12 protein-coding genes are annotated in these 14,767 nt (G+C 73.2%); 3 read left to right on the top strand and 9 right to left on the bottom strand.

What is annotated here, in order from left to right; translation table 11 throughout:
• The first annotated feature begins 26 nt into the window (after positions 1-26).
• Complete coding sequence (locus tag ACWFR1_RS17865) at positions 27-1,070, top strand: Lrp/AsnC family transcriptional regulator (RefSeq protein ID WP_453552134.1); 1,044 nt, start codon at positions 27-29, stop codon at positions 1,068-1,070.
• A 125-nt stretch (positions 1,071-1,195) separates the two neighbouring features.
• On the opposite strand, the gene ACWFR1_RS17860 is transcribed toward ACWFR1_RS17865, so the two are convergent.
• On the bottom strand, positions 1,196-2,026 hold the full coding sequence (locus ACWFR1_RS17860; protein WP_453552132.1) for a class I SAM-dependent methyltransferase: 831 nt from the start codon (positions 2,024-2,026) through the stop codon (positions 1,196-1,198).
• A 62-nt stretch (positions 2,027-2,088) separates the two neighbouring features.
• Between ACWFR1_RS17860 and ACWFR1_RS17855 the strand changes: the two genes are divergently transcribed.
• Both ACWFR1_RS17855 and ACWFR1_RS17850 read left to right on the top strand, forming a co-directional pair.
• Entirely contained in the window at positions 2,089-3,936 is a 1,848-nt protein-coding gene (locus ACWFR1_RS17855) for a prolyl oligopeptidase family serine peptidase (protein ID WP_453552130.1), read from the top strand.
• A 65-nt stretch (positions 3,937-4,001) separates the two neighbouring features.
• Positions 4,002-4,742: an SURF1 family protein gene (locus tag ACWFR1_RS17850; RefSeq protein ID WP_453552128.1), complete on the top strand. Its 741-nt coding sequence runs from the start codon at positions 4,002-4,004 to the stop codon at positions 4,740-4,742.
• A gap of 69 nt (positions 4,743-4,811) precedes the next feature.
• Here the strand turns inward: ACWFR1_RS17850 and ACWFR1_RS17845 are convergent, their stop codons facing one another.
• The 8 genes from ACWFR1_RS17845 to ACWFR1_RS17810 form a co-directional block, all read right to left on the bottom strand.
• Positions 4,812-6,221, bottom strand: coding sequence for a hypothetical protein (locus ACWFR1_RS17845; RefSeq protein WP_453552126.1), 1,410 nt, complete (start codon positions 6,219-6,221; stop codon positions 4,812-4,814).
• Positions 6,218-6,946, bottom strand: coding sequence for a SigE family RNA polymerase sigma factor (locus tag ACWFR1_RS17840; protein WP_453552124.1), 729 nt, complete (start codon positions 6,944-6,946; stop codon positions 6,218-6,220). The genes ACWFR1_RS17845 and ACWFR1_RS17840 overlap by 4 nt, the downstream gene beginning before the upstream one ends.
• 255 nt (positions 6,947-7,201) lie before the next feature.
• Positions 7,202-8,281 carry an aspartate-semialdehyde dehydrogenase gene (locus ACWFR1_RS17835; protein ID WP_453552121.1) on the bottom strand — a complete coding sequence of 360 codons (1,080 nt, stop codon included), beginning with the start codon at positions 8,279-8,281 and terminating at the stop codon, positions 7,202-7,204.
• Positions 8,278-9,549 carry an aspartate kinase gene (locus tag ACWFR1_RS17830; RefSeq protein ID WP_453552118.1) on the bottom strand — a complete coding sequence of 424 codons (1,272 nt, stop codon included), beginning with the start codon at positions 9,547-9,549 and terminating at the stop codon, positions 8,278-8,280. The genes ACWFR1_RS17835 and ACWFR1_RS17830 overlap by 4 nt, the downstream gene beginning before the upstream one ends.
• A gap of 115 nt (positions 9,550-9,664) precedes the next feature.
• Positions 9,665-11,584: a tetratricopeptide repeat protein gene (locus ACWFR1_RS17825; RefSeq protein ID WP_453552116.1), complete on the bottom strand. Its 1,920-nt coding sequence runs from the start codon at positions 11,582-11,584 to the stop codon at positions 9,665-9,667.
• The gene (locus ACWFR1_RS17820; protein ID WP_453552113.1) at positions 11,581-12,018 is read right to left on the bottom strand and encodes a hypothetical protein; all 438 of its coding nucleotides are present in this window, start codon (positions 12,016-12,018) and stop codon (positions 11,581-11,583) included. The genes ACWFR1_RS17825 and ACWFR1_RS17820 overlap by 4 nt, the downstream gene beginning before the upstream one ends.
• Positions 12,019-12,036: 18 nt before the next feature.
• Positions 12,037-14,049, bottom strand: a complete 2,013-nt coding sequence (locus tag ACWFR1_RS17815; protein WP_453552110.1) for a tetratricopeptide repeat protein — start codon at positions 14,047-14,049, stop codon at positions 12,037-12,039.
• Between the two features lie 43 nt (positions 14,050-14,092).
• A complete protein-coding gene (locus tag ACWFR1_RS17810; protein WP_453552107.1) occupies positions 14,093-14,755 on the bottom strand; it encodes a DUF5063 domain-containing protein in 663 nt (220 codons plus the stop codon).
• Positions 14,756-14,767: the final 12 nt, after the last annotated feature.

Here is a 14,767-nt window from a genome sequence, read left to right as displayed (position 1 = left end):
TCCCGGGGATCCGGCCAAGGAGGCATATGCATACCGGGGAATCCGTCCTGGGCGAGGCGGATCTGTCGTTGATCCACGCAATGCAGGTCGCTCCGCGTGCCAGCTGGACCCAGCTCTCGGCCGTCCTCGGGTCGAGCCCCGACACGCTCGCCCGGCGCTGGGACCACCTCACCACCGGCGGCTGGGCCTGGAGCTCGCTCATCGTCGCGCGAGGCGGGGACGCCACCCTGTACTCCTGGGTCGAGCTGGAATGCGTCGCGGGCGCCGCCGACGCCACCGCGACCGAGCTCGCGAGCGATCCGTACACCCTGGGCGTCCACCAGGTGACCGGCGAGGCCGATCTGGTGCTGCTCGTGGTCTGCCCGGACCTCTACGCCCTCGACGCCTACCTCGCGGGCCGGGTGCGCCGGCTGCCCGGGGTGCTCCGCTCCCGTACGCAGGTCGTCACCCAGCTGCACAACCGCCCGTACCGGTCACGGATCGAACAGCTCGCCCCGGGACAGGTCCGGCTCCTCGCCGAGGTCACGGGTGGCGAGAAACGGCCGCGCCCGCCGGGCCGCCCGCACCCTCCCCTCACCGAGCTCGACCGGAAGCTGGTCGCGGAGCTCGCGGGGGACGCCCGCCGCAGCGCCGCCGAACTGGCCCGGCAGTGCGACACGAGCGAGTCGACGGTACGGCGCAGGCTCGACGCCCTCATGGCGGCCGGCGCGCTGCACCACCACTGCCTGCCGGCCCCGAGGTTCTCCGGGCGCCCCGTGTGGGCGCTGGTCACGGCCGACATCCCGCCCCTTGAGGTGGCGGCGACGGTGGCGGCGCTCAACCGGCTGCGTCACAGCCGTCTGATCACCTCGGTGACGGGGCCGCACAACCTGGTGCTCGCGATGTGGCTCCGTACGGTCGAGGAGCTGCACGAGGTGACGGCGACGCTCGTACGGGCCGCCCCGACACTGCGGATCACGGGCACCCAGGTCTCGCTGCGGACCCACAAGATCGGGGCGCAGGTCCTCGGCCCGGACGGCCGGCGGACGCACCACATACGGCCCGATCTGCCCTGTGGCCCGTCCCTTTGAGGGCAGACGGGCCGTTCCCCCGGGACGGCGTGCGTGGTCCCATGGCGGCATGGAGTTCGCCGTGTTCGTGACGCTGCCCGGTCTGGTCATCCTGCTCACGGCTCGGACTGCCCTCCAGGCCGGGCTCAGGTCGGGCGGGATGCCTTGATCGAGTACATCAGGGGGGTCCGGGGGCGGTCGGCCGGGAAGCGGTAGTAGCCGTCCTCGTGCCGCTGGAGCGCGCCGTAGCGGGGGACGAGCGAGACGTCGTGCTCGTGGAGCGACTCGATCCGCAGGCCGGCCCGGGCGATCGCCGTGACGACCTCGCCGATCGGGTGCACCCACTCCACGCTGCGGTTGTGGACGGTCTCGGCGTCGATCTCGGCGTACGTGCCCGGGGTGGTGCCCACCCACGGCTCGCGGACGAAGTAGTCGTGGACGATCCGGCTTCCGGTCTCGTCGTCGAGGGAGTCGGCGACCGGGTGGAACTCGGCCACGTAGAGGAAGCCGCCCGGGGCGACGAGCGAGGCGGCGGTCTCCGCCCAGCGCTCGATGTCGGGCAGCCAGCAGAGCGCCCCGGTGCCCGTGTAGACGATGTCGTACGTGCTGTCCGGGACGGCCTCGGCGGCGTCGTACACGTCGGCGGCGACGAAGGCGGCGCGGTCCTGCGAGAAGCCGAGGTCGGCCGCGAGCGAGCGGGCCGTGTCGACGGCCGGCTCGGAGAAGTCCAGGCCGACGACGTGCGCGGCGCCGTGCCGGGCCCAGGAGAGCGTGTCGAGCCCGATGTGGCACTGGAGGTGCAGCAGGGAGCGACCGGTGACGTCGCCGACCTCCGCGAGCTCGAAGTCCCGCAGGGCGTCCTTGCCCGCCCGGAAGGATTCGAGGTCGTAGTAGGCGCTGGCGGCGTGGATCGGCACGCGCTCGTCCCAGCGTGCGCGGTTGGCCTCGTGCCAGTCCTCGGGCGTCGGAGAGTACATGGGCGCGAGGTTATCCACAGGTTGCGGGCGACGCGACCGGATTGTCCGCCGCTCGGAGCATGATGGGTGCCATGACTGAGAGCAAGGACTTCCCCCAGACCCCGGCTTCGGAGCGGACCCCCGTGTGGGAGCAGCGGTTCCGCGCGCCGCGCGTCTCCCTGCCCGAGTGGGCCGAGGAGGCCCCGGACCGTTCGCTGTTCGTCTCCAACGCCACGGGGACGTACGAGCTGTACGCCTGGGACCGGGCAAGCGGTGAGCAGCGGCAGGTCACGGACCGGCCGAACGGGACGACGGACGGCACGCTCTCCCCGGACGGCGCCTGGATCTGGTGGTTCGCCGACACCGACGGTGACGAGTTCGGGGTGTGGATGCGCCAGCCGTTCGGGGGCGGCGCGGACGAGCCCGCCGTGCCCGGCCTCGACGCCTCCTATCCGGGCGGCCTCGCCATCGGCCGGGAGGGCACGCTGGTGATCGGCCGCTCCACGGACGAGGACGGGTCGACGGTCCATCTCGTACGCCCGGGGGCCGGCGCCCCGGTCGAGATCTACCGGCACCGGGAGTCGGCCGGGGTCGGCGACCTCTCCCACGACGGTTCGCTGATCGCGATCGAGCACACCGAGCACGGCGACGCGATGCACTCGGCGCTGCGCGTGCTGCGCGCCGCCGACGCGAGCGTGCTGGCCGAGCTCGACGACACCAAGGGCGGCACGGAGGAGCTCGGGCTCGCGGTCCTCGGCTTCGCCCCGCTGGCGGGCGACTCCCGGCTGCTCGTCGCGCACCAGCGGCGCGGCCGCTGGGAGCCGATGCTCTGGGACGTGACGGCCGGCACCGAGACCGATCTGCGGCTCGACCTGCCGGGCGACGTGTCGGCGGAGTGGTATCCGGACGGCTCCGGGCTGCTGATCGTGCACAGCTTCGAGGCCCGCAGCGAGCTCTTCCGGTACGAGATCGCCACGCGCGCCCTGGTCAGGGTGGAGACCCCGGCCGGTTCCGTGTCGAGCGCGACGGCCCGGCCCGACGGCAGCGTCGAGTACCTGTGGTCCTCGGCCGCCGAGCCGCCGGTGGTGCGCTCCACGGACGGCGGGATCGTCCTCGACCCGCCCGGCCCCAAGGCGCCACCGTCGGTGCCGGTGGAGGACGTGTGGGTGGACGGGCCCGGCGGCCGGGTCCACGCGCTCGTGCAGCGTCCCGCGGAGGGCGAGGGGCCGTTCCCCACGGTCTTCGAAGTGCACGGCGGTCCCGCCTGGCATGACAGCGACGCCTTCGCCTCGGGCCCGGCGGCCTGGGTGGACCACGGCTACGCGGTGGTGCGGGTCAACTACCGGGGCTCGACGGGGTACGGCCGGGAGTGGACGGACGCGCTCAAGCACCGGGTCGGGCTGATCGAGCTGGAGGACGTCGAGGCGGTCCGCGAGTGGGCGGTGGCGAGCGGTCTCGCCGACCCGGCGCGCCTGGTCCTCTCCGGCGGCTCGTGGGGCGGCTACCTCACGCTCCTCGGGCTCGGCACGCGGCCGGACGCCTGGGCGGTCGGTCTCGCCGCGGTCCCGGTCGCGGACTACGTCACGGCGTACGAAGACGAGATGGAGGCCCTGAAGGCGCTGGACCGGACGCTGCTCGGCGGCTCGCCCGAGGAGGTGCCCGAGCGGTACGCGGCCTCGTCTCCGCTGACGTACGTGGACGCGGTGAAGGCCCCGGTGCACATCTCGGCCGGCGTCAACGACCCGCGCTGCCCGATCCGGCAGATCGACAACTACGTGGACCGGCTCGCGGCGCGGGGCGCGGTCCACGAGGTGTACCGGTACGACGCGGGCCACGGTTCGCTCGTGGTGGAGGAGCGGATCAAGCAGGTCGCCCTGGACCTGGCCTTCGCCGCCAAGCACCTGGGGGGTGACGCGCCGGGCGCGGCCTGATCGGCACGTCGCGCCCAGGGGACCCGGGCGACGGAGGGCCGAGCCCGCTTGCGTACCGTGGGGGTGTGTACCGGTTCCTGAGAACGCCCCGCTGGTGGGGGATCAACGTCTTCGTCCTGCTGGCGATCCCGTTCTGCGTGTTCATGGGGACCTGGCAGCTGGGCAAGTTCGAGGATCGCGTCGACTCCCACCAGGAGGCCGAGCGGCTGCCCGTCCCCGGCTCGCTGAAGGCGGCCCCGCTGGACACGCTCCTGCCGGTGGACAAGGAGACCTCGGGGCGGCCCGCCGAGGCGCGCGGCCGGTTCGGGGAGCAGTTCCTCGTCCCCGAGCGTGACCTGGACGGCCGGACCGGTGCGTACGTCCTCACGCTGCTGAAGACGGACGGCGGACGCTCGCTTCCGGTGGTCCGGGGCTGGCTCCCCACGGGCGCGAAGGCCCCGGCCCCGCCGTCCGGCGAGGTCACGGTGACGGGCGCGCTCCAGGCCTCGGAGAACCCGGGGACGAAGGGTGTCCACAGCGCGGGCGGCCTCCCCGAGGGCCAGCTCGGCATGATCAGCGCGGCGGCCCTGGTGAACGTGGTCACCGACGACGTCTACGACGCCTGGATCACCCTCACCGACTCCCCCGCCGGTCTCACGCCGGTCCCGGCGACGGCCGCCGCGGGGACGAGCCTGGACGTGAAGGCCTTCCAGAACCTCGGCTACACGGCGGAGTGGTTCGTCTTCGCCGGCTTCGTCCTCTTCATGTGGTTCCGCCTCGTGCGCCGCGAGGCGGAGGCCTCCCGCGACGAGGCGCTGGGCCTGTAGGAGACGGGCTCAGGAACCGGCTCAGGAACCGGCTCACGAACCAGCTCAGGAACCGGCTCACGAACCAGCTCAGGAGCCGGCGAGAATACCGGTCCGGTAGATGGTGCCCGCGCAGGCGTTCGCGACGGTCGCCACGCCGACGGGGCCGCCGGGCTCCGCCGTGTGGCTGACCGAGACGCTGCCGTCCGCGGGACCGCCGTCCTCCCGGAGGAGCTGCGGCTCCGTGCCGCCTTCGGCGCCCGTGCCGGTACCCGTCCCCGTGCCGGGGTCCTGGGTGGTCGGCGCCGTCGTCGCCGGCTCCGTGGTCGGCGGCACGGTGGGCGGCTCCGTGGTCGGCGGCGCGGTGGGCGGCTCGGTCGTCGCCGGCGCGGTGGGCGGCTCGGTCGTCGGGGTCCCGGACGTCGGGCAGGTCTCGCTCGGCACCCAGACGAACCTCACCTCGTACGAGCCGCTGGGCTTGAGGAGGAGCGCGGACGCCTCCTGCGCGGGATCGGGCAGTCCGCTGCCGTCCCCCGCGGTGTGCCGGACGACCGAGATCCGGCCCGGGTCGGCGGCGCCCCGCGCCTCGAAGCTGACGATGCCGCTGCCGTCCACGACGCAGCTCGTCCCGGAGACGTTGGCGACGCGGAACGTGCCGTACACGTTCCCCGAACCGTCCGGACCGCCCGTCTGGGTCGCGCTGACACCGAGCTGACCGGCGCGGCACCGCGGCGCGTCGCCGGGCACCGGGTTCTCCGAGACCCGCGGCCCGCCGGTGCCGGTGCCGGTGCCCGGCTGCTGCGGCTTGCCGGTGGCTCCGTCGACCGCGCCCTGGCTCGGGGACACCTGGCCAGCCGGGGCCTTGGTGGTCTTGCCTCCCTCGACGCCCGTCTCGGCTCCGGTGCCGCCCTGGGCGTCCTCGCCGTGGCCCGCGTTCACGGGGTTGGCGGCGGTGACCCCGCCCGAGTTCGCGACATGCACGAAGGCGGGCACGGCCGTCCCGATGAGGACGGCGGCAGCGGCGGCGCCGACGACGGCCTGCCGCTTGCGGGCGCGCCTCGCGGGCACGGCGCGGCGCAGCTGGTCCAGCGAACCGGTGGTGGGCTCCAGGCCCGCCACGGCGCCCTGGAGCAGCCGCCGCAGCGCGAGCTCGTCATCCGGACCGCCCCCGAGGGCGTTGCCCAGACCGCCACCGAGGCCGCCGCCGAAAAGGCCACCGCCCACGGTGCCGTTCTCGGAGCCGCCCACGGAGTCCGGCTCCGCGCCCCGCTCGGAATCGGGCTCGGAATCCGGCTCGGAACCAGGCTCGATGTTCAGCATCCGTCGTCCACTCAGGTCGTCACGTTCATCACGGGCGTCGGCCTCGGCACCAGCGGCGGTCTCGGCGTCGGCACCGGCGGCAGGCTCGGCGGCGCGCTCGGCGTCAGCACCGGCAGCACGCTCAGGCTCGGCGCCGGCGGCGCGCTCGGCGGCGCGGGGCTCGTTCTCCTCGTGGCTCATGCGTTCGCCTCCATCGCGACGCGCAGCGCCGCGATGCCCCGCGAACCGTACGCCTTCACCGAACCCAGCGATATCCCGAGCGTCTCGGCGACCTGGGCCTCCGTCATGTCCGCGAAGTACCGCAGGACGAGCACCTCGCGCTGCCGCCGCTGCAGCCCCTTCATCGCCTTGATGAGGTCGTCCCGCTCCAGCTGGTCGTACGCCCCCTCCTCCGCGCTGGCCATGTCCGGCATCGGCTTGGACAGCAGCTTGAGGCCGAGGATGCGGCGGCGCAGCGCGGACCGGGAGAGGTTCACGACGGTCTGGCGGAGGTAGGCGAGCGTCTTCTCGGGCTCGCGCACCCGCTTGCGGGCCGAGTGGACGCGGATGAACGCCTCCTGGACGACGTCCTCGCAGGAGGCCGTGTCGTCGAGGAGGAGCGCCGCGAGGCCGAGCAGCGACCGGTAGTGGGCGCGGTAGGTCTCGGTCAGGTGGTCGACGGTGGTGCCGGCGGCCATGGCCCCTTCAGCGCTCGTACGGGGAGACGGGATGCCGTCCATCGTGCTCGTGCGGGATCCGGCGGGCACAGGGGAGATCACCGGCATCCCACCGAGCCCGCGCTGACGCCCGAAGGGGCGGATCTCCGGGCCGCGTACGGGCATGACGGCGGTGCTCCGCACGGGGAGCACCACTGTGCCCGCGCCGCGCAGCGGAGCGATGGTCGCGATGTCGAGTACCTCTGCCACGCCTGTTGGACACGTCTCCCCCTGTCAGGGTTGTACGCGTACGCCACCGAATTCGATGGTGACCCGTTTGTCCTCATGCGTAACCGTTCTCCCCCGATGCCCCGCTTTCGCAGCGTGTTCCGCGCCCGACGGCCATGAGTGAACGCAGAGACGCGCCCCACGCAACTCGTGGTTGCAACATGGGGAAAGAGCATCGTCGAACACGGAATCACCGCAGTTCAAGGGGTTTCTGACGCCTTTTTGCTCACAACGCTTTCACAGATGCCACAAACCTGCGACAACCGATTCCGCGATCTGCAGCGCGTTCAGCGCCGCGCCCTTGCGGAGGTTGTCGGCGCAGACGAAGAAGTCCAGCGCGCGCTCGTCGTCCATGGACCGCCGCACCCGTCCGACCCAGGCGGGATCGGTGCCGACGACGTCGGCCGGGGTGGGGAAGTCGCCCGCACCGGGATCGTCGTACAGCACGACCCCCGGCGAGGTCGCCAGGACCTCGTGCGCGCGGCCGACCGTGACGGGGTGCTCGAACCGCGCGTGGACGGAGACGGAGTGGCCGCTGACGACGGGCACGCGCAGACAGGTGGCGGCGATCCGCAGTCCGGGCAGCCCGAGGACCCTGCGGGTCTCGTCACGGACGCGCTCCTCCTCGGAGGAGGCGCCGTCCTCGCCGACCGTGCCGGACCAGGGCAGGACGTTGAGCGCGAGGGGTCCGGGGAAGGGGCCGTCGTCGCCGACGGCGCGGCGCACGTCGCCGGGGTGCGTGCCGAGCTCGCCGCCGGCCACCAGGCCGAGTTGCGCGCGGAGCGCGTCGACGCCCGCCTGCCCGGCGCCGGCACCGCTCGCCGCCTGCTGGGCGGTGACGACCAGTTCGGTGACCCCGGACTCCGCGTGCAGGGCGCCCACGGCGGCGATCAGCGCGAGGGTGGTGCAGCCGGGGCTCGCGACGATGCCCCGGGGGCGTACGCGCGCCGCGTGCGGATTGACCTCGGGGACGACGAGCGGCACGTCCGGGTCGCCCCGGAAGGCCGTGGAGGTGTCCACGACGACCGCGCCCTTGGCGACGGCGACGGGCGCCCACCGGGCCGCAACCGCCTCGGGCACGAGGAAGAGCGCCAGGTCGACGCCGTCCAGGACGTCCTCGGAGTCCTCGCCGAGCGCGAGGATCTCGCACTCGACCCCGCGGACGGCGGCCTTGGATCCGACCGCCGTCCCCGGGCCCGTGAGGTCGAGCAGGCGTATCTCGCCCCAGACGTCCGCGTGGTGCGTGAGCAGCTGGAGCATCACCGAGCCGACGGCTCCGGTCGCACCGACGACCGCGAGCGTCGGCTTCGGCGTCATCGGCCGGAGCCTCCATAGACGACGGCCTCGTCCGAGTCGCTGTCCAGTCCGAAGGCGGAGTGGACGGCGCGCACGGCCTCGTTGACGTCGTCGACACGGGTGACGACCGAGATGCGGATCTCGGAGGTCGAGATGAGCTCGATGTTCACACCCGCGTCGGAAAGCGCCTTGAAGAAGTCCGCGGTGACACCCGGGTTGGTCTTCATACCGGCGCCGACCAGGGAGATCTTGCCGATCTGGTCGTCATAGCGGAGCGAGTCGAAGCCGATCGCGCCCTTCGCCTTCTCCAGGGCGTCGATGGCCTTGTGGCCCTCGGCCTTGGGGAGGGTGAAGGAGATGTCCGTCAGACCGGTGGAGGCGGCGGACACGTTCTGCACGATCATGTCGATGTTGATCTCGGCGTCCGCGACGGCACGGAAGATCGCCGCGGCCTCGCCCGGCTTGTCCGGCACGCCGACGACGGTGATCTTCGCCTCGGAGGTGTCGTGGGCGACGCCCGAGATGATGGCCTGCTCCACCTTGCGGTCCCCTTGCGGCTCGTTGCTGACCCACGTGCCCTGCAGCCCCGAGAAGGACGAGCGGACGTGGATCGGGATGTTGTAGCGACGCGCGTACTCGACGCACCGGTGCAGCAGCACCTTGGAGCCGGAGGCGGCGAGCTCCAGCATGTCCTCGAAGGAGATCCAGTCGATCTTCTTCGCCTTCTTCACGACGCGCGGGTCGGCCGTGAACACACCGTCGACGTCGGTGTAGATCTCGCAGACCTCGGCGTCGAGTGCGGCGGCGAGCGCCACGGCCGTGGTGTCGGAACCGCCACGGCCCAGCGTGGTGATGTCCTTCTTGTCCTGGGACACACCCTGGAAGCCGGCGACGATGGCGATGTTGCCCTCGTCGAGGGCGGTACGGATACGGCCCGGCGTGACATCGATGATGCGCGCTTTGTTGTGGACCGAGTCGGTGATGACACCTGCCTGGCTGCCCGTGAACGACTGGGCCTCGTGGCCCAGGTTTTTGATCGCCATGGCCAGCAGGGCCATGGAGATCCGCTCTCCGGCGGTCAGCAGCATGTCGAACTCGCGCCCGGCAGGGATCGGGGATACCTGCTCGGCGAGATCGATCAGCTCGTCCGTCGTGTCGCCCATCGCGGAAACCACGACGACCACCTGGTGGCCGTTCTTCTTGGCATCCACGATCCGCTTGGCGACGCGCTTGATGCCTTCGGCATCGGCAACGGAGGAGCCTCCGTACTTCTGCACGACAAGGCCCACGTGCGCTCCTCGCTCAGTGTGTGCCGCAGCCGGCGCTGCGATCGGCTCAGTCTAACGAGGGACCCGGAAACACCAGGGTGATATCGGATGGTGAGACGCGCCGCTCAGGGAGTGATCACTCGGCCTCCGCCTCCGCGAAAGCCTCCGCCCCCGCGAGGGCATCCACCACGAGGAGCGTGTGCGGGTGGTTCTCACCGAGGACGCGTACGCAGACGGGCAGCAGCTTCTCGAAGTCGGCCCGGGCCCGCTCGGTCTGCCCGGCGGCCCCGTACAGACCGGCCAGGCTGATCCGCGCCACCAGGGTCTCCAGTTGGTCCTCACCGAGTGCGATCGACAGCTGGGCCGCGCCGTGCGCGCCCGCCGCGATGGCGTCGAAGGTCCGGCGCGCGGACCGGTAGATCCCGGAGAGTTCGACGAACGCCGCCGACGTCTCCGGGTCCCCGTCGCCCAGGAAGCGGATCATGTCCGCGATGACGCCCTCGTGGAGGACGACCGCCTCGTCGACGAGACCGGCCCGCTCGTGGGCCTGCGCGAGGCTTCGCCGCGCCAGGAACACGACCCGGTCGTGGGCCCCGTACACCTCGGTCATGCTCCGCACCACCTGGGCCGCGAGGTCGATCGCCTCCGCTCCGCGTCCCGCCTCCGCGAGGATCATGATCATCGCGCCGCGCACCCCGACGCTGTAGGGATGCTCCGGGCCGTGCAGCCTCTCGGCGCCGGCCAGCGCCCGTTCCTGGACGGCGACCGCTTCCTCGGGCAGTCCGTTGAGCGCCAGGTACAGGCCCGTCGCCACCAGCGTCCCGAGCAGCGGCTGGTCGTCCTCCCCCGGAGGGGAGAACCGCAGGTACGCCTCGATGTGCGGCAGGAGGCCGCGCCACGTCTCCCAGTGCGCCGGATCCATGCTGTCCGGCGGCGCGGCGGCACCGACCGCCGTCTCCGCCGCCACCCGCGCCCTCGCGATCAGCCCCGGCTCCCGGTGCGGATCCTCCGGGTCCGGCCGCCGGGCGACCGCCTGCACCAGCCGGTGTACGGAGACCGACCCGTCCTCGTGGAGCGTGACCATGCTGTGCGCGGCCAGCTCGCCGAGCGCCTCGCGCGCTTCGGGCGTCGACGGCAGGAGCAGCGGGGGAATGCGGTCCGGCGCGAACCAGGCGAGCAGCCGCAGCAGCTCCCCCGCGTGCGGGTCGGAGGCGTCGAGCCGGTCGAGCGTGACGCGCAGGGTCCGGGCGACGGCCTCCTCCGCGTTGCCGGGGCCGCCGCGCCGGCCCAGCTCCGCCAGGTACGCGAGCGGGGGCGTGGCCGTGCGGCCGCAGTACGCGGCGGCGATCTCGACGGCCAGCGGCAGCTGCCCGAGGGTCTGGCAGAGCCGTTCGGCGCCGGTGGTGTCGCGGGGGCCGGCGTGGGTGGCGACCCGGGTGAACAGCTCGACGGCGTCGGCGGCGGGCAGGACGGGCAGGGTGAGGACGCGGCCGATGCCGTACCAGGCGTCCGTCGTCCGGCTGGTGACGACGATCCGTCCCCGGCCGCCGGTCCTGGCCAGCAGGCCCGCCACATCGCCCGGCTCGGTGACGTTGTCGAGGACCAGCAGCCAGCCGTCGTGCGCCGACAGCCACTGCAACGCCCGCTCGCGCAGGGCCTCTTGCGGGAGTACGTCGATCAGCGCGGGCTGCATCGCGGCGGCGAGGGCCGCGAGCCCCGCGTCCACGTCGGCGCGGCTCTCGGCGGTGATCCACCACACGGGGTTACGGTGCGCCGCCTGCCGCAGGGCCCAGCGGGCGGCGAGCGAGGACTTGCCGACCCCGCCGAGGCCGCAGATCACGACGGTCTCGGCCTCGCGGTCGAGCAGGTCGCCCTCCTCGTCGCGCCCCACGAAGTGGGCGGCCTTGCGGGGCACGCTGACGAGCCCGGGCGGACAGACCGCGGGCCCGAGGGCCTCCGGCGGCAGCGCGGTCACCCGGTCGCCGGTGTGCACCCACCCGATGTCCCCACCGGCCGCGACGGCCCGCTCCCCGGAAGCGGAGACGCCCCCGCTCACGCGTCGCCGGTCGATACGGACCCGATGTCGCCGCCCGCGGCGACGGACCGGTCACCGGAGGCGGTGACGGGGCCTGACGCGGTGACGGGGCCCGACGCGGGAGCGGGCCCCGAGGCGGTGGCCCCGCCGGCCGGCATGGCGGGCGGCACGGGCGGCGCCTGCACCCCGTCGCCGGTGACCACGACCCCGATGCTCCCGCCGGCGGCGACCGATCGGGCGCCGGAGGCCTCCACGGGAGCCTGGCCCCGGCTCCCGAACTGCGCCCAGAGGGAGAGTCCGAGCCCGGCGAGGGCGAGCACGGCTCCGGCGACGCTGGCGATCTGATCGGCCTTGCCGAGGTCGGCGACGGCGACGAGGAGGAGGGCGACGAGGCCGACTCCGGCGACGCCGATTCCACTCCGGAGGAGCGCCTTCGAGGGGGTTGTTGCTGCCATGGGTCCATGATGACGGCGTCAGTCACCCAAGGACAGTTTTCCCTCTGCGAGTTGCCGAATGATGTGCGTCAACTCACCTTCTCCCAGCACGGCTTGGAGTTGCCCCAGGAGTCTCCGGGCCAGCGCCCGAGCGCGGTCGAACTCTCCGACCTTCACCAGGACGACGGCGACGAAGGAGCGGGCGTCGAGGGTGTGCGGATGCGTGTCGCCGAACCGCGCCCGAACCTCGTCGGCCGCCGCCTCGGCGAGCGCGAGGGCCTGTACGGGCCTGCCCGTCTCCGCCAGCGCGATGATGAACTGCCGCTCGATGGCGTCCACCACGTCGTGTCCGTTCGGCAGGACCGCCGCGGCCCGGGCGTAGAGCCGCTCCAGCTCCGGACAGCCGGTGCCGGGGTCGGGATCCGCGACGATCAGGGCGAGCCGGGCGGCCAGGGTCTCCGGAGCGTCCGGCCCCAGCGCCCGGCTCGACCGGTCGACGTTCTCCCTCAGCATCGCCTCGGCCGGGCACGGGGCCGAGGGCAGGAGCGCCTCCGCCAGCTTCCCCCGGGCGGTGATCGTGCGGGGGTCGTCAGGGCCGTACAGCCGGATGTGGAGCGCGAGATGTTCCTCGAACAGCCCGATCGCCGTCGAGGAGCCCTCGTGGAAGTGGAGTGACTGCGTCACGAAGCCCGACATGCGCAGACAGCGTTCGTCCTCCTCCCCGTACAGGCGCGTGTAGCTGGTGAGCGCCCGCGCGGCGAGGAAGACAGCGCGCCTGTCGGTCCCCAGCTCGAACACCAGGCCGGCCCACTCGAAGAGCATGGCCCAGGTGGCGTCGTCCCCCTCCGGGTCCGTGAGCCGGGCGAATTCCTCGGCCTGGGCCGCGACCGTCCGCCACACGGCAGGGTTCGCCACCACCTCGTCCAGTGACGACCCACCGAGCGACCCCGCCACCAACAACGCCCCCGCCGCCTCCCGCCCCTCGCCCCCGTCCCCCGCCCGGACCACCGCCTGCACCAGTCTGTGCACCCCGATGGCGGCGCCGTCCAGCGTGATCATGCTGTGCGCCCGCAGCCGCCGCACCGCCTCCGTCACCTCCAGGGGCGTCCCCAAGGGGTCCAGGAGCCGCCTCGGGATGCCCTCCGGGGCCCACCAGGCGAGGACGCCCAGGATCCAGCCGGCCAGCGGGGTGTCTTGGAGGCGGTCCAGCGTCACCTGCCAGACCCGCGCCACCGTCCGCCCCTCCTCGCCGCCCTCCGCCGGCGCCGCGAACATCTCCCCCGGGTACGCGGCCAGCAGGTCCAGGTACGCCCGCGGGGTGATGACCGCCTCCGCGCAGTACGCCGCCGCCTGCTTCAGCGCCAGGGGCAGGTATCCCAACTCCGCGCAGAGCGCGTCGAGTCCGTCATCGGCGCCGGCGTCCGCCTCGCACACCCCCGCGAAGAGCTCCGCCGCCTCCCCCGGTCCCAGGACGTCCAGGACCACCGTCCGTCCGATGTCCTGCCAGCCGCTCGCCCGTCGCGAGGTGACGACGATCCGGCCGCGTCCCACCCGTGCGAGCAGGGGGCGCAGGTCGGCCGGGGCGGCGACGTTGTCGAGGACGAGGAGCCAGTCGTCGTGGGTGGCCAGCCACTGCAACGCCCGCTCGCGCAGGGCGTCTTCGGGCAGGACGCCCACGACGCCCGGCTGCATGGCCCGGGCCAGGTCGGCGAGGCCCGCGTCGAGTTCGGCGGGCGTCTCGGCCGTGATCCACCAGACGACGGCGTGATCGGCCGTCCGGTCCGCGGCCCACCGGGCCGCGAGGGTCGACTTGCCGATGCCGCCGAGTCCGCAGATGACCTGGAGGTCCGAACCCTCGTCCAGCAGGGCCAGTTCGCGGGTGCGGCCCACGAACAGCCGCGTGGGCTCCGGGAGATGGACCAGTCCGGCCGCCGACGCGACGGTGAGCGCCTCCGTCGGCAGCACGGTCACGCGGTCGCCGGTGTGCACCCACCCGATGTCCCCGCCCGCCGCGACCGACCGTTCCCCCGACGCGTCCGCCGTCCCTGCCATCGGGCCATGATGGCAGGGGACCGGCCCGAGCGGTGTGCCGGTTCTACTTCCTGAGCGACCGCAGGCCCAGCGGTGCCGCGATCTCCTCCAGCATCACGCGCCCCGCCGCCTCCGCGAGTTCCTCCTCCGCCAGGTCCTCGTCCGTGTCGAGGCCGTCGAGCTCGGCCAGGGGCTGGTCGAGGCGGACGTGGGCCACGAGGGACTGGAGCGCGCGGAGGGTGGCCGAGGCCGTGGGGCCCCAGTTGGAGAAGTACGAGAACTGCCACCACCACAGCGCCTCGCTGGTGCGGCCCGCGCGGAAGTGGGCGAGGCCGTGCCGGAGGTCGGTGACGATGTCGGCGAGGTTGTCGGAGATCCGGGCCGGCACCGGCGCCTTGCGCGGCTCGTACGGGTCGAAGACCTCCGAGAAGACGTCCACCGGTTCCAGCATCACGGCGAACCGCTCGCGCAGGTCGTCGACGTCCGGCTCCGGGCCCGTGTCCGGCTCGTACCGCTCGTCCGGGACGATGTCCTCGTGCGCGCCCAGCCGGCCGCCGGCGAGCAGGAGCTGGGAGATCTCCAGGAGCAGGAAGGGCACCGCGCTGTCCGGCTCGTCGCCCTTGGCGACCTCGGTGGTCGCGACGATGAAGCTCTCGATCGAATCGGAGATCTGGACCGCGAAGTCGTCCGGGTCCTGCGTGACGGAGTGCAGTGTGGCGTCAGACATCGAGGAGCCTCC

This window comes from Streptomyces sp. NPDC055103 (assembly GCF_053607625.1).
This window is presented reverse-complemented; position numbering and strand designations above follow the sequence as displayed.